The sequence below is a fragment of the Pseudomonas brassicacearum genome, from assembly GCF_009601685.2.
GTDB lineage: Bacteria > Pseudomonadota > Gammaproteobacteria > Pseudomonadales > Pseudomonadaceae > Aquipseudomonas > Aquipseudomonas kilonensis_B.
In genome coordinates this window covers 1866076-1881961 of record NZ_CP045701.2, presented here as the reverse complement: position 1 = coordinate 1881961, position 15886 = coordinate 1866076, and the positions used below count along the sequence as shown (strand labels likewise).

The 15886-nt window shown below is 49.9% G+C and carries 15 protein-coding genes; all 15 read right to left on the bottom strand.

Going from position 1 to position 15886, the window contains the following annotated elements:
* Positions 1 to 19: 19 nt before the first annotated feature.
* The 15 genes from GFU70_RS08235 to rpsA all read right to left on the bottom strand — a co-directional run bounded on the left by GFU70_RS08235 (position 20) and on the right by rpsA (position 15829).
* Positions 20 to 1153, bottom strand: coding sequence for an N-acetyl sugar amidotransferase (locus GFU70_RS08235; protein ID WP_153387846.1), 1134 nt, complete (start codon positions 1151 to 1153; stop codon positions 20 to 22).
* A gap of 86 nt (positions 1154 to 1239) precedes the next feature.
* Positions 1240 to 1998 carry an AglZ/HisF2 family acetamidino modification protein gene (locus tag GFU70_RS08230; protein ID WP_153387845.1) on the bottom strand — a complete coding sequence of 253 codons (759 nt, stop codon included), beginning with the start codon at positions 1996 to 1998 and terminating at the stop codon, positions 1240 to 1242.
* On the bottom strand, positions 1998 to 2606 hold the full coding sequence (gene hisH / locus GFU70_RS08225; protein WP_153387844.1) for an imidazole glycerol phosphate synthase subunit HisH: 609 nt from the start codon (positions 2604 to 2606) through the stop codon (positions 1998 to 2000). Before hisH ends, GFU70_RS08230 begins: the two co-directional genes overlap by 1 nt.
* Entirely contained in the window at positions 2603 to 3838 is a 1236-nt protein-coding gene (locus GFU70_RS08220; protein WP_193034280.1) for a lipopolysaccharide biosynthesis protein, read from the bottom strand. The genes hisH and GFU70_RS08220 overlap by 4 nt, the downstream gene beginning before the upstream one ends.
* Positions 3835 to 5151, bottom strand: coding sequence for a polymerase (locus GFU70_RS08215; RefSeq protein ID WP_153387843.1), 1317 nt, complete (start codon positions 5149 to 5151; stop codon positions 3835 to 3837). Before GFU70_RS08215 ends, GFU70_RS08220 begins: the two co-directional genes overlap by 4 nt.
* A gap of 2 nt (positions 5152 to 5153) precedes the next feature.
* Positions 5154 to 6236, bottom strand: a complete 1083-nt coding sequence (locus tag GFU70_RS08210; protein ID WP_153387842.1) for a DegT/DnrJ/EryC1/StrS family aminotransferase — start codon at positions 6234 to 6236, stop codon at positions 5154 to 5156.
* Positions 6237 to 6238: 2 nt separating this feature from the next.
* A complete protein-coding gene (wbpD, locus tag GFU70_RS08205; protein WP_153387841.1) occupies positions 6239 to 6814 on the bottom strand; it encodes a UDP-2-acetamido-3-amino-2,3-dideoxy-D-glucuronate N-acetyltransferase in 576 nt (191 codons plus the stop codon).
* The gene (locus tag GFU70_RS08200; protein ID WP_153389152.1) at positions 6811 to 8658 is read right to left on the bottom strand and encodes an acyltransferase family protein; all 1848 of its coding nucleotides are present in this window, start codon (positions 8656 to 8658) and stop codon (positions 6811 to 6813) included. Before GFU70_RS08200 ends, wbpD begins: the two co-directional genes overlap by 4 nt.
* A 110-nt stretch (positions 8659 to 8768) precedes the next feature.
* On the bottom strand, positions 8769 to 9719 hold the full coding sequence (wbpB, locus tag GFU70_RS08195) for a UDP-N-acetyl-2-amino-2-deoxy-D-glucuronate oxidase (protein WP_153387840.1): 951 nt from the start codon (positions 9717 to 9719) through the stop codon (positions 8769 to 8771).
* Positions 9720 to 9736: 17 nt separating this feature from the next.
* A complete protein-coding gene (wbpA, locus tag GFU70_RS08190; RefSeq protein WP_153387839.1) occupies positions 9737 to 11050 on the bottom strand; it encodes a UDP-N-acetyl-D-glucosamine 6-dehydrogenase in 1314 nt (437 codons plus the stop codon).
* 682 nt (positions 11051 to 11732) lie between these two features.
* A complete protein-coding gene (locus GFU70_RS08185; protein ID WP_153387838.1) occupies positions 11733 to 12782 on the bottom strand; it encodes an LPS O-antigen chain length determinant protein WzzB in 1050 nt (349 codons plus the stop codon).
* 176 nt (positions 12783 to 12958) lie between these two features.
* Positions 12959 to 13183 carry a lipopolysaccharide assembly protein LapA domain-containing protein gene (locus tag GFU70_RS08180; protein ID WP_041475801.1) on the bottom strand — a complete coding sequence of 75 codons (225 nt, stop codon included), beginning with the start codon at positions 13181 to 13183 and terminating at the stop codon, positions 12959 to 12961.
* 26 nt (positions 13184 to 13209) lie between these two features.
* Positions 13210 to 13506 (bottom strand): integration host factor subunit beta, encoded by a 297-nt coding sequence (gene ihfB, locus GFU70_RS08175; RefSeq protein WP_003199243.1) that lies wholly within the window; start codon positions 13504 to 13506, stop codon positions 13210 to 13212.
* 136 nt (positions 13507 to 13642) lie between these two features.
* A complete protein-coding gene (locus tag GFU70_RS08170) occupies positions 13643 to 13921 on the bottom strand; it encodes a hypothetical protein (RefSeq protein WP_058543230.1) in 279 nt (92 codons plus the stop codon).
* A 216-nt stretch (positions 13922 to 14137) separates the two neighbouring features.
* The gene (gene rpsA / locus GFU70_RS08165; protein ID WP_058543229.1) at positions 14138 to 15829 is read right to left on the bottom strand and encodes a 30S ribosomal protein S1; all 1692 of its coding nucleotides are present in this window, start codon (positions 15827 to 15829) and stop codon (positions 14138 to 14140) included.
* Between the last annotated feature and the right edge of the window lie 57 nt (positions 15830 to 15886).

Genomic DNA, 15886 nt, shown 5'->3' with positions numbered 1-15886 from the left:
ACCTCCAACCGTCAAATTATTAAGAATAAACGCTGACACGTCGCCCAAGAATCCTCTGCAGCAGCATCTGAGACTTTTTAGCGAGTGTCTGTAACTTATCCCAATTCTTAAAATCTGAATAATCATGGATTGGCATATTCATCAACTCATCGAATTGCTGACGGTTGATTCGTACCTTTTTGCAGAAGTAGTCGATATCGACTTCGAGCTCTTGTGGATCATAAAGCGGTTCAGCAAGTTTGGACAAAGCCTCTTCACGAGACAGCTGCCCGGAAAGGATCATGCTGGAGTAGTGCAGCTTGCGCTTATCATAACCAAATTTCGTAGGGAGGTAATAATTCTGAAACAACTTAGTAAAAATAGACTCGCCATGCTTACGTGCATATGATCGATACCCAACAGTTTCCTGAAGATACGCCTCAGCTTCCCTTTTATCGTAGTCCATAAAATTCAATGGGCGCACCGTGCGCATACCCTTAACAAATGGGTACCAAAAATAGTAGTCAATAAAACTAATGGTCTTATAATCCCTAAGAGGTTTAGATCCGTATCGACGATGAATATCCTTCAGATTTATAGCGTCCATCGCACTGCCATGCCAGTTATCAGGAAAGACCGATTCCGTCGCTAAATTCCCACCACTGAGGATATATTTAATATTATTCTTTACAGCAAAATGATACATACTTGAAAAGAAAGCATGATCTTGAGGTACATCTTGATTCGCAACCGCAGCCTTCATATAAGAAAGCTGCAGATCCCGCATTTCTTCCCAATTCATAACATGAGTATGGAGATCATAACCGCAATACTTAATAATTTTCTCGATATTACTAACAGCCAGCTCGCTATTCCAACCTGCATCTACATGAACAACTAATGGGCGCAACCCTAAATCTTTAATCTTTACCGCCAAATAAGAACTATCTACTCCCCCACTCAACCCGATGATGCAATCGTAATCTTTACCTGATCCGTCTTCTTTTATTTTTTTTACGAGGCTCTGCAAGCGAACCTCGCCTTCATCCCCGGTGAATAGTTGATGAGACTGTACATCGTCAAATTTATGGCAGTGGCTGCAGACGCCATTTTCATCAAACTTAATATTGGTATCAGTTTCATCCATTACACAACGAGTACATACTCTATACACAACTATCCCTCTCAAATTCAGAAATAACAGCACAGTCTACAAGTGACATTTTCATAGACAGCATCTAAATGCAAATTCTTAACCCGTTAAGCTCTCGAAAAGTTCTGATTAAGATCAGGATAGCTGATTAAAACAGCTTTATGCTTCCCGTGAAAAACGAAGAAACTTCCTGCAGCAACCGCAGACACCCCTGCCTTTTCGAACGGCTCGTTTAGATCAGCTATTGACCCCGCACCACCACACGCTATTACAGGAATATCCACAGCAGCGACGACTGATTTTATTAAAGGAATATCATACCCCTGCATCATTCCGTCACGATCAATGGAATTAAGGAATATTTCACCAGCCCCTGCCGCTTCAGCTTTCCTTGCCCATTCGATCGGCGAAACTTTGGTATCTTTCATGCCCGCCTGGGAATAAACCGAATATCTCCCGAGCAAGCTTTTTTTGCAATCCATTGAGCAAACCACACTTTGAGAGCCAAACTGATCGGCAATCTGTCTCAACAACTCAATATCGGCCAAAGCGGCGGAATTCAACGCGATTTTCTCAATACCTAACGAAAAAATTTTCTGTGCATGCTCAAGAGTACGAATGCCCCCGCCGTAGCAAATAGGCATAAAACACTCACCGGCAACTTCTGCGATTAGCTCATAGTCAGGTTCGCGCCCTAATAATGACGCTTCGATATCTAACAGTACCAGCTCATCAACTTCTTTTTCATTAAAAATTCGGATTGCGTTTACTGGATCGCCAATATATTTAGGTGATTTAAATTTTACCGTTTTGACGAGTCCTCTATCCTTCAATAGAAGACAGGGTATTACACGTTTTCTTTGCATCAGGCTAGCTCTACAAAATTTTTGAATAACTGCATTCCAAACCGGTGACTTTTCTCCGGATGGAACTGAAACCCAAAAATGTTATTTTTAGCGACCGCCGCAGTAAACTTCTGCCCATAATCAGCAGTCAAAAGTGTGTCCTGATCGTTATCAGGCGACATGTAATACCCATGAACGAAATAAAAACGACTTTCATCAGTCAGCCCCTGCACCAAGGGATGTTCATAATTTCGCGAAACATGGCTCCAGCCCATATGCGGCACCTTCCTTTCGGCACGCTTTTCGAACCGTTTGATATCCATGTCGATCCACCCGAGTCCTGGCTCGTCTCCTTCTTCAGAGCCACGCCCCAACATTTGCGCCCCCAGGCACACCCCCATAACAGGTTTTCGAACGACAAGTGCCTGGTGATTGAGAACATCTATTAGGCCACTTTGACGCAGCGTCCTCATTCCAGCGTCAAAAGCCCCCACGCCAGGCAGAATAAGCTTTTCTGCGCTCTCAATATCTTCAGCCAGCCTGGAAGCCTTGGCTTTGGCACCAACCCGCTTAAGCATATTCAATACTGAAGCAATGTTTCCTACCCCGTAGTCGACAACGACAATCATGAGGGGACTCCCTGAGCACAGCGATACGACACCGCGAAATAAATGGCATACATTATTGCATAGCTCAGGGAGTACCACCACAGGGCTTCTAGCACATCACCTGCAAGCAAAAAGCATCCGCATGTAATGAGTAGCAATGCAGTCTGCCACACCAAGTCCATTTGTTGTTTTTGCGCGATATATATCGTATAGCTTAATGGACTTATAACAAATCGCATGTAGAACATAGGAATTAGCAACACTGCGTACTTACCAGATTCATTCCATTCCACACCAAAGAAAAACGTGAAGATCCATTCTCCCAACCACCAGAAAAGCAGGAATGGGGGAATGGCAAGTAGCGCGAGAGCTACGAAGGTTTTAAGAAAGACGGACTTGCAGTTACCTGTATTCCTATAATCCCTAGCAGCCTGCTCTTTAAAGACATCCAAAACTGATGTAGCCAACAACGTGACCGGAGCACCCATAATTTTCATGGTAAGTGCAAACAACCCCGCAGGTTCAGCGCCAAATCGAGCAGCAATTAATATAATAGGCAATTGACTGGCAATTGTATTTATTAAGTCTGCTGGCAATGAAAGCTGGGGGAACTTTCTGTACTTACGCGCTGTATTTTTTACCGTGTCAAAACTAACACTCCAGCATTTTTTTAGCCAAGTCCGCTCAAACCACAAGCAAACAAAAATCGTTGCTAACAGCACACCTGCTACTTGCCCATAAATTAACCCTGAAACACCCAGAGCGAAGTACCCCGCAATCACCTGAGCTAAAGCAATCGCTATTGCCAAGAGAATTCTTGCGACGCCCAACTTATTAAACTCTTGTTGCAGCGCCAATACTGAGAGAGCGGCTTTATTGATCCCCATTCCAAAAATGACAAACGCCAGACCAACAGAATAAGATCTAACAACCGAAGGAACTTGCTCTATAAATACACCAAACAAAACAAGACATAGCGTAGAAACAATAGAGAGAAAGATAGCGATCAAAAGTATTAACTTTACAAGCGCCTTGGAATCATCATTTTTTTCACCGCTAAAAAGAGCCAACTCATAACGAGCTGTCACAAGAACGGCCATAATGGTAGCAAATGAAAGCCAAACGTTAAAAAAGCCTAACTCATCGGGCGTATAAAGACGCACCAGCAATAACATCACACTCAAAGATACCAATTGAGCGCCCAACGTGCCGACTAGCACCTTCCTGACACGAGAGAAGAACGCGCTATTCAAAATGCGCTCCTGTCTCGCATTACGCTTCGCTTCGACAATGCCATCAGCATTATTAGAAGAAGCATAAAAAATACGCCTGACCCCAGGAGAACTGTTGGCAAAGATTGCTCAATTATTTTCGTCGCAAAAAGCAAAGCGATGGGCATAGCCGTAAAAGTAGACCGTGTTGCATATAAAAAATTGAGCAGGAACACAATGGCACTGACAACTAAAGCCTCGACGACCACCGCTAAATATCCGAGTCGTAGATAGGCTACAGCCAGGAAATTAATATTTGCATTATTATCCGGATTGTTGTACATCCAACGACCTATCTGAAAGGTGACCGGCTCACTTTTGGAATCTCCAAAAATCGCGCCAAAAATCGTGTCACTGTATTTATTTTCCCCCATCACCTGCACAAAAGTCTCTGCTCCACCTAATAAAGTTGATGGCACAGTAAATGCGCGCCTTATGAAGTAATCATTAATATAAGAGTATCCTAAAGCCTCGTACTCAAGAACGCCAACTAATAACAAACCTATTACAGCCAGCAAGAGCCAGGAAACATTAACGTGTCCCGCTCGCCTAAAGTACGCCATTAAAAAGTATATCAATGCAATAACAACAAACGGATATTTCTGCCCGAAGGCTCCCCAAAGCACAAAAACGTTAATAACGCCTAACCAAAGAAAAAATTTATCTTTCTTATAAACACCCCACGCAAATAAAACAGGAAAGAACGCCTGCGTCCCTATCGAGGCAACATACCCTTCTAGGGATCCGGCAGAGAAAACATCTCGTGCAATAGCGCGTCGAAGATACTGCTCTGAAAAATCGAAAGAAAAGTATGAAGAGCTTTCCAATATTATAAACACCAGAACAAAGGAGTTTATCAATGATACGCATAGCAAGTACTTTCTTCCGCCCCCCCTATCCTCATTACCAGAACGGAACTTAACCTTATTAAAAAGCGATATCACGACACTTCCTAATAAAATAGAAAAACAAACTCCGGAAAAGGGACTGGCGTCAGGATAAAAAACGTTCGCGCCATTCAATACTAACGCATGCGGCACAATAATCATGACCAAAAAAATTACAACAATATCTCCCGGCTTGCTTATCCTTGGGCCACATAAAAACGAACTAAGCAGCGCGAGTAAAAACAGATACGCCAGCAATACCCCATCTAATGGTTTTGAGGCAGCCCCCATATATTCATACAACATATAAATATAATTATTATTCACCCACACCAACAAGAAAAAATACAAAAAAAAGTAAAGGGCGTTAACGAAAATCGCCCTGTCAATTTTCAAAGAGATGTACATATCTAGCCAACTACCGCTGCACAAATAGTTGCAACAGTCTCGTCATCCAGATAAGGATGCATTGGCAAACTCATGACCTGGTCTGCGACGCGGTCTCCCGTAGGTAACTGGACGCTTGGATCGGCCACAGCAGGCTGTTTGTTCAACGGGATAGGGTAATGAACAGCTGTCGGAATTCCCTGCTTCTTTAACTTCTCTTGTAACTGATCACGCTCGCCAACGAGAATTGTATATTGAGCATAGGCACTGGTGTTCCACTCTTCCACGTAAGGAGCAGTGTTTATACCTAGGACCTTGAGTGACTCATCATACAGTTTTGCAATACGCTGACGTTGCTCAAGCTCCTGCTCAAAAACTTCAAGCTTGGGCAAGAGAATTGCCGCTTGCAGCGTATCCAGGCGACTATTAACTCCCACGCGCACATGATGATAGCGGCGATCCTGCCCGTGCCGGGCGATCTGGCGTAGTACTTTGGCCAGTTCGTCATCATTGGTAAAAATCGCGCCCCCGTCCCCATAGCATCCCAGCGGTTTGCTCGGAAAAAAGCTGGTGCACGCTATTGTAGTGAGGTTGCAGGAGCGTTTCCCTTTGTAGGTAGCGCCGAAGCTTTGTGCTGCGTCTTCGATTACTGGGATTGAATATTTAGCGGCAATCGCATTAATCGCATCGTAGTCTGCACATTGTCCGTATAGAGAAACTGGAATGATAGCTTTCGTACGCGGGGTAATTGCTGCTTCCAGCTTTTGCGGGTCAAGATTATACGTGCGTGGATCAATATCCACATACACCGGTTTTGCACCGAGTAAGGCGACTGTCTCGGCGGTCGCAATATAGGTGAAACCTGGTGTTATGACTTCGTCACCTGGCCCAATTCCCAGCGCCATTTGAGCGATCTGCAAGGCATCGGTGCCATTGGCGCAGGTTATGCAATGTTTGGCACCAACAAACTGAGCAAGTTTTTCCTCGAGTTCCGCTACCTCTGGGCCGAGAATGTACTGGCCGTGGCTCAAGACACGCTGGATACCGGCATCGATCTTGTCCTTGATACGTGCTTGCTGGCTTTTCAGGTCAATGAATTCAATCATGCTCAGGCATCCGTCTTGTTCAAAAATTTTCCGTTCAGCACGTAGCGCGCCCCCGTATGCGAGCAGAAGGCCTCGCCCTGCTCGTTCAACTGCAATTGCTCGCCAAATTCGCTCATCCAGCCAATCTGCCGTGCGGGCACACCCACCATCAATGCATAGGCCGGTACATCCTTGTTGATGACCGCGCCGGCACCGACGAAGGCATATTCACCAATGGTAACGCCGCAGACGATGGTGCAATTGGCGCCAAGCGTCGCGCCCTTTTTTACCAGCGTATCGAGGTACTGGTCCTTGCGCTCGATCAGCGAACGCGGATTATAGACATTGGTGAAGACCATGCTGGGGCCACAGAACACGCCCTCTTCCAGCGTGACATTGTCGTAGACCGAAACATTGTTCTGGATCTTGCAGCGGTCGCCGATCACGACTTTGTTGCCCACGAACACATTCTGACCGAGCGAAACGCCAACACCGATGCGGGCGCCCGCGCAAACATGGACAAAGTGCCAGACACGGGAGTTATCACCGATCTGCGCGCCCTCATCGATGATTGCGCTTGGGTGCTGATAGTAATTCATGGGTTCAGACTCACATTGGACTGAGGTTGATCGAAAGCACGCTGCAGTTGCTCGGCAGCATAGTGCCCATAACGCCTTGCACCTACCTCGTTGAGGTGGTGGCTGTCACGGTAGATGAGCAAGCCTTGCTGATAAGGCGCAGCGGCAAAGAAGCTGCTATTGGAAAAGTCCAGGAAACGCACACCAGGCGTGCGGTCGACAATGGCCTGAACTTGCTGGTTGGCAACCTGCCACTCGTGATTGAATGTCAATGGCGCCGGCAGGCCAAGCTCGGTAAAGCGCCTTACCCGCTGCACGTCCGTTTCAAACATTGGTACCTGAGCAAGCACCACGATGTGTTTATGGGCTCCTGCAGTATCGACGAGAAATTCAGCAAACGCCTTGGCGAATGCTTGGCTCTGCATCTGGTACTGCCACATGCCTGCGATGATCACCCGCTCCACCTTCGGCAACTCACGTGCCACGGCCTCGATCTGCGCGCGGCAAGGTTTTTGCGCCCAAACTGGCAGGCGTTCAAAGTCGAAGCCGGGGATAGGCACGCAACTGCTGGCAGTGAGCACACGGTAAGCGACGCCCTGCTCTTCGCCCACCTGGTCAAAGAAGTAGTTCAATTGGGCAGCGTGGCTATCGCCAATTACCAGGACGGACACTTCAGCATCCGCCTTGCCTCGCTTGCACGCGCCCACTTGGGTGCCATGACAAATAAGCTCTGGAGCAGCATAACGGGTGAGTTCCACAGGCAACGGAGCGACCAGCGAGGCGTTGACACGTTGCCCCCCCCACACCACAAGCACGACCACAGCACCGGCTACAGCCCACTTGGGCACCTGGCGCATGCCGGAAGCTTTTCTGGCGGGTGTTTCGACCAAGCGATAGGAAAGCCATGCCAGCAGTACAGAGCTGACCACAAAAATCGGCAACCATGCAGCCGTCAGCTCGTACTGCCCCGTGTAATAGCGAATGAACGCCAGCACCGGCCAATGCCACAGGTACAACGAATAGGAAATGCCGCCGATCCAGACCATCGGCCGAGTGGCCAGCAACGCGCTGACCGGGCCACGCCGGGCGACGATGAGCAGCCCTGCCGCAACACAAGGCAGGATGGACCAGAAGCCTGGGAAGTGTTGCTTATCGATAGCCAGCACCGCCCAAGCCAGCAGAATTGCGCCCAGACCACCGAACACGCTTGCAAGTAACATGGGTAGCTCGCGCTGGCGCATCAGCAAGGCAACGATGGCACCGACCATGAACTCGGGAATCCGTGCCGACAGGGCAAAGTACATCCCATCTAGCGATTCGCCCAGTCCACAGTAGCCGCTCCAGGCAAACAGACTGGCGGCTAGCAAGGAAAACGCCATGAGACGCCATTGCTTTGGCAAGCAAATGACCAGCACTGGGAAGAACAGATAGAACTGCATCTCGATGGCCAAGGACCAGGTATGCAAAAGCGGCAACTCATCGGCTCGCGGCGCGAAATAACTGCCGAAGCCAGAGAAGTACTGGTTGCTGGTAAACAGTGCCGAGGACTTCAGGCTGTCGAGAAAAAATGCAAAGTCATCAGGCAGAAACAGAAGCGCGGACAGCGCGCACACCACCACCAGCATGACGAAATACGCCGGCAGAATACGCTTGATGCGGCTGGCATAGAATGAAACGAGATCGACCTTGTCGCTTCGCTCGGTCAACAATGCCGTTATGATGAAGCCAGAGATGACAAAAAAGATGTCGACGCCAACATAGCCGGCTTTCAGCCAGCCACTATTGGCGTGATAAAGCATGACCGCCAGCACCGCGATTGCACGCAAGCCCTGAATATCGAGACGTATATTGCGCGCGTGGCGCATTGCACCCGCTTCGTTTGGCTTGTTGAAATTATTATTAGACACGCTGGCTTGCGATCCTGCTTGGGAAACTTGAAACGGGTGGCGCAAGGCCACCCGTGTTGTCTCGCCGATCAGCGAGAAAGGGCTTGGACGAACGGATGCGCTTCGTTGTCCGCTGCCACGGTGATGGCCGCACTGCGAATGGTATTGACCGTCTCCACGCAGTGGCGAGCATCCTCGATGCCATACCCACGCCCAGCCAGGATTTCCTCGTAGCTGGTGGTGTGCAGGTCAGTGAAGCCTTCGGAGAACTCCATTTCCTCACCGTTGACGGTAATCGAACGGTAAGTCGGCTTCTTGCCCTTCACCGATTCCGGCAGGTCGTTGGCGTCGACCGACAGGAACCAGCGTACGCGTGCTTTCTCGTACTCCAGATAACCGGCCGCCTTGTGTTCGGAAGTGAAGTGCACAACGTTACGCTGCAGCTTGCCGAAGATGAAATGCAGCATGTCGTAGAAGTGCACGCCGATGTTGGTGGCTACGCCGAACGACTTGCGTGGGTCACCTTTCCAGCTTTGCAGGTACCACTTGCCGCGGGAAGTGATGTAGGTCAGGTCGACTTCGTACTTGTGCGGGTTGTTCTCGCGGGCAACCTTGTCCTTCAAGGCAATGATTGCCTGGTGATGGCGCAGTTGCAGGATGTTGAACAGGCGCTTGCCGGTTTCCTGCTCGATCAGGGCCAACTGGTCCAACTGCTGCGGGGTCGGCACCAGCGGTTTTTCGCAGATCACGTCACAGCCCAGGCGCAGACCGGCGGCAATGTGCGGTTGGTGCAAGTAGTTGGGCGAGCAGATCGACACGTAATCCAAGGCGGTCGCTGGGTCGCGCTTGAGGCTGTGGGCGTGATCAAGGAAGAACTCGAACTCGGTAAAGAATTCGCTTTGCGGTGAAATGCTGTCGATGATACCTACCGAGTCATTGATGTCATAAGCGGACACCAATGTATTGCCGGTATCCTTAATGGCGCGCATATGGCGGGGGGCGATATATCCGGCGGCCCCAATTAGAGCAAAACGTTTCATCCAAAACTCTCCTGTCATCAAGCTTTGATAATATTCGATTGAGGGGCGCGATATTTACCACGACTATCGATGATCAGTTGAGCATGTTGACTGATAAGCTCATAGTCGAACCTATCGTGGTCTGTGGCCAGGATAACAGCATCATAAGCCTTTAGGACTTCTGCGGTCAGAGGCTCACTGGAAAGGTCAAAGTGGTGCTCACGCATCTTCGGAAACTTCAGGACGTGGGGATCGGAATATCCTACGACGCCTCCTTTGGCCTCGATCAACTCCATGATTTCAACCGAAGGCGACTCACGCATATCATCTACGTTCTTCTTGTAGGCGATACCAAGCACCAGAACTTTACTGCCTTTCAAAGGCTTGCCGCGTTCATTCAGACCGTCCATCAGCTTGTTCAGCACGTACTCTGGCATAGCCTGGTTGACTTCACCCGAAAGCTCGATAAACCGTGTGTGCAAACCATACTCACGGGCTTTCCAAGTCAGATAGAACGGGTCGATTGGAATGCAGTGACCACCAAGACCGGGGCCCGGATAGTAGGCAGTAAAGCCGAAGGGCTTGGTTGCAGCGGCATCAACTACTTCGAAAATATCAATGCCCATGCGGTCTGCGACCACTTTCATCTCATTCACCAAGCCGATATTGACCGCACGGTGGATATTTTCCAACAGTTTGGTCATTTCAGCAGCTTTGGTAGAACTAACCTGTACCACTTGGTCAATCGCATGCTCATAGAGAGCTACACCGACCTCAAGACACTCCGGCGTATGCCCGCCGATTACCTTTGGAATGGTACGGGTCTCAAAGTTCGGATTGCCCGGATCTTCGCGCTCCGGAGAGTAAACCAGGAAGATGTTCTCACCAACACGCAATCCTTTCTCCTGGACACGCGGCAGCAGCTCCTCTTCTGTGGTACCCGGGTAAGTCGTACTTTCAAGAGAAACGACCTGACCCGCCCTTAGATAGGGTTTTATCGCATCAGTAGTGTTTATCACGAAGCTCATATCGGGCTCGCGATATTTATTCAACGGTGTTGGTACACAGAGAATCAGCGCATCACATTCAGGTACACGTGTAAAATCGGTAGTGGCTTCAAACCCACTTCGGCAAGCGACTTCGATTTTCTCGCCAGGAATGTGTTCAATGTAACTTTTTCCCGAATTCAGCAGTTCAACTTTTGAACTATCGATATCGAGACCAATGACTTTAAACCCAATCGCATTATAACGCAGCATCAAAGGCAGGCCGACGTACCCAAGACCGACGATACCGATGACGGCCTCTTTTGCTTTAAATTTGGCGACGCTCGCCTGCTTTATGCTCGACATCCAACTCTCCATTTAACTTGTCAAAATTATCTAATTCATCAGGGCTATGAATCAGGCCTGAATCTGCCTGACCCCTACCATTGCAAACCCGGTAAACCTGCGCCTCAACCCGACGGACCGGTACTGGGCGCATTCACCTCAGCTTTTCTATCGCTAGGCCAAAACCCATCAAGGGACAGCACGATCCGGCACCTACCGCCGCCCCGACAGATGTCTCACCATGCTCTGATTTAAGGCACTACAGAACTTATTGATGGCGACCGTTGAGCGACAGGGTCATCCCGTCCCCTCGCAAACCGCCATTATGCCTGTTGTGTAGCAAAATGGCTTTCGTGGATTGCACTTTACTGATCTCTGGCAAGCTTTTTCAGGGCTTGCTTCCGTTAGCTAGCTTGCTTTTTTGCCATCATTTCGACATCCAATCTCTTAGCCCCCATCTGGCGGGCCTGATGAATACAACAGACGGGGCTTCGGCACACCTACTACTTTTGCATCATTTCCTACACAACCTTCTACCCTGCTCCAGATCAGAATTCCAACTTCCATTAACTTCTCATACCAGCAAAAAGCCCGACTTCACGAAGATAATCCTCACAAAGACGGGCCTAAGTAATCATTTGGAGGCGCCTTTCTAAAAGCGCTGCGAAAACATTCTAGAGTTAAGAAACTAACCCTCTTAACCCTACACTTGCTGTTTCTTACCCCGAACAACTGCAAATCGAATTAACGCTATAAAACCACCCAATACCCCGCCAGCAATAATGCCCAGCAGCAATATCAAAGCCTTTCTTGGTTTAATCGGGCTTTGCGGCACCTCGACGCTACCGTCTTGCCGATAAACCGAAATGCTTTCCGGATCAATATTCAGCTTACGGTAAAAACTGTATCGCATTTGGAGCGAACGCAAATCCGATATGAAGGCGTCATCAGAAGTTCTCGACTCGAGCGCTTTCACTTCCGCTGCCAAGGCTTTACTGCCTCGCTGGTAATCCATTTTATTGCCAGTTTCTACCGTTATATCAACAGCCGCCGTGGAATTTATACTCGGGCTGGTGAGGCCGATTGCTTCGGCGATCTTCAATGCTTCGCGCAATTGCTGAATCCGATCCTCACGTAGTCGCTGCGCAGTTTCGCGCAAACCGACAATACGCTGCTCCAGATTACGCGCCCTTACCGCAGCCTCAGCCGTAACGTTCTTGATCAACTCTGACTCAGCGGCTTCACTGGCGCGCGCCACATACGCTTTCGCCCATTCCGTCGCTCGAACGGGGTCTTCACCCTGGACCGTAACCGAATAGCGGTCCGCGGTACCTTTACCTGCCCCCCTTGTTACTAACTCTCGAGAAAAACGTTCATACAAGCGATCGAGCGCGCCCTTTCGTTCAGATTCATCAAGAGAAGGAAGATAAACCTCATTAAAGAAAGCCTGCCGGAGAGATTCGCTTTGTAAATTTCGGACAAATACATCATAAACATGCTTGATGGAATAAAGATCCAGCTCAGTGCTTTTCCCTCGACCATAGTTCAACTCAGCAATACCGTTCTGAGTGGGTGGCATGATAAAAAGCTTGGCTTCATAAACCGGCTTACTGAGGTACGCATAAGCAGCTGCACCCGCGGTAACCAACAAGGTGACCGCAAGGATCAACCACTTTTGCCCCCAGAGCCCGCGCGCAAGCGCAATCAGATCGATCTCATTGGCGCCAGGGGTTTCAATACGGTTATTTTGCATGGGTGACCCCGACTCCCTTTTTTGGCATTGCGTCTACAGACACATCGAACTCACTAAAGGGCAAGACGGGCACAGCGACAAACTGAATCAAGTTAATTTTGAACAAAACACACCCAAAGTCAGAAAAAATTGTTGGTCGTGATCCTTACACCAAGACTACTGGGCTCACATATCCATTACTTCGGCCGTCTACGCATCCCTAGGAACCACGCAAGCGACGGCCCGACTATCATACCAGCGAGAAGCGCCAGGATCACGAAAACCGAAACGGGAAGCTGCGGAGCTGACCAGCCCAGAAACAGCAGTGCCACTGGCTGGTTGTTTTCAAGCACGAACAGGACGATAGCTGAAGCCACGAGCAGCGCAAGTACGACAAGGGCCAAGCGTTTAAAGTTCCGCATGAGAACTCCTCTGTTTTGGGGCTCCGTCAGAGCTCATCCCCCTCCTCCTCATTCACACGATCCCTAAGCTCTTTGCCTGGTTTGAAATGAGGAACGAACTTCCCATCAAGACTGACGGACTGACCCGTTTTGGGGTTGCGCCCAACCCGCGGAGCGCGGTAATGCAGGGAAAAGCTGCCGAAACCACGGATTTCGATACGATCTCCCGTAGCCAGGCACTGGGACATTTGTTCAAGCATGGTCTTGATGGCCAGCTCCACATCCTTGGATGAGAGTAGCCCTTGATGGGTGACAATTCGTTCGATCAACTCCGACTTCGTCATATTTTTCCCTTCTTTTTCAAGCAGCTAGGAAAATCGCTTGAAAAGGTTTTAGCATGACCGGAGGGATTTGAACAGCCCAAGTATTGACATTCTTCTTGACTCCCCTACTGCCTCTTTCCGCGCAAGCAGGGAGACACTATCGACAGATGACCAGCATCGTGCGAGTCAGATAGCCAGCCGGATTGAAGCCAAAGGGGTACCAATCTTCGTCCTTCGCGTCGTCGGATCGGGTAATCACCTTGTAACCCGCCCCCTTGCACTCTCTTGCCGCTCTCTTATGGCACTTCTCCCAGCCAGAACCCAACCCCGAGCAGTCGACCTCGATACCACTGACACCACGCACTGCGTGGGTCTTGGCGCTTGTGGTGCAGCCGGCTAATACGAGCAGGGTCAGTATCAGGAAGAGCTTGTTCATTCGCATCCTTTGATTGAGGACTTTGCGGCGTTTGGGCTTCAAGTATGGGGCAGGAACTGGACGAGAGATGATTTGCTTAACAAAAGAGACAGCCAGGCTTGAAGGTTGGTTTCGTGGCACAGCCGAAAAGATCGCAGCCTTCGGCAGCTCATACAAGGAATCGCAGCCACAAAAAAGGGCGACCGAAGTCGCCCTTTTTTTATGGTCTGACAGAACTCAGTTCTGTTTTTCCATTTGTGCACGCAGCAGGTCGCCCAGAGTGGTAGGACCAGCAGCAATGTCAGCGGCTGGCTTGTCGCGCAGGCTCTGGATTGCTTCTTTCTCTTCAGCATCGTCTTTCGACTTGATGGAGAGCTGGATTACGCGGCTCTTGCGGTCAACGCTGATGATCTTGGCTTCTACTTCTTCGCCTTCTTTCAGAACGTTGCGCGCGTCTTCAACGCGGTCACGGCTGATTTCGGAGGCTTTCAGAGTCGCTTCGATATCGTCGGCCAGGGTGATGATGGCGCCTTTGGCGTCAACTTCTTTCACGATGCCCTTAACGATTGCGCCTTTGTCGTTCTCTTGAACGTACTCAGAGAACGGATCGCTTTCCAGTTGCTTGATGCCCAGGGAGATGCGCTCGCGCTCTGGGTCAACCGACAGGATAACGGTGTCCAGTTCGTCGCCCTTCTTGAAACGGCGTACGGCTTCTTCGCCCACTTCGTTCCAGGAGATGTCGGACAGGTGAACCAGGCCGTCGATGCCGCCGTCCAGACCAATGAAGATACCGAAATCGGTGATCGACTTGATGGTGCCGGAGATTTTATCGCCCTTGTTGAACTGGCCAGAGAAGTCTTCCCATGGGTTGGACTTGCACTGCTTGATGCCGAGGGAGATACGACGACGCTCTTCGTCGATGTCCAGAACCATGACTTCCACTTCGTCGCCGACTTGTACGACTTTCGAAGGGTGGATGTTCTTGTTGGTCCAGTCCATTTCGGAAACGTGTACCAGGCCTTCAACGCCTTCTTCCAGCTCAGCGAAGCAGCCGTAGTCGGTGAGGTTGGTAACACGAGCGGTGACGCGGGTGCTTTCTGGGTAACGGGCTTTGATAGCGACCCATGGATCTTCACCCAGTTGCTTGAGGCCCAGGGAAACACGATTGCGCTCGCGATCGTACTTCAGAACCTTGACATCGATCTCGTCGCCAACGTTGACGATTTCCGAAGGATGCTTGATACGCTTCCAGGCCATGTCGGTGATGTGCAGCAGGCCATCGACGCCACCCAGATCGACGAATGCGCCGTAATCGGTGAGGTTCTTGACGATACCCTTGACCTGCTGGCCTTCCTGCAGCGATTCCAGCAGAGCTTCACGCTCGGCGGAGTTCTCGGCTTCCAGGACACTGCGACGGGAAACGACAACGTTGTTGCGCTTCTGGTCCAGCTTGATGACCTTGAATTCCAGCTCTTTGCCTTCCAGGTGCGTGGTGTCGCGCACTGGACGGACGTCAACCAGGGAACCTGGCAGGAACGCACGGATGCCGTTAACGTCGACAGTGAAGCCGCCTTTAACCTTACCGTTGATAACGCCCTTGACCACTTCCTCAGCTGCGAAAGCCGCTTCCAGAACGATCCAGCATTCAGCGCGCTTGGCTTTTTCACGGGACAGCTTGGTTTCACCAAAGCCATCTTCAACCGAGTCCAGCGCCACGTGAACTTCGTCACCGACGTTGATGTTCAGTTCGCCAGCGTCGTTGTAGAACTGCTCAAGCGGGATGAGTGCTTCAGACTTCAGACCAGCGTGAACGGTTACCCAGCGAGCTTGGTAATCGATATCAACGATAACACCGGTGATGATGGAGCCTGCCTGAAGGTTCAGGGTTTTCAGGCTTTCTTCAAAGAGTTCCGCAAAGCTTTCGCTCATTTTAATTCCTGTTGATTAGGGCGAAGAATACGCCCGCCTCCACATCCCAGACGATGT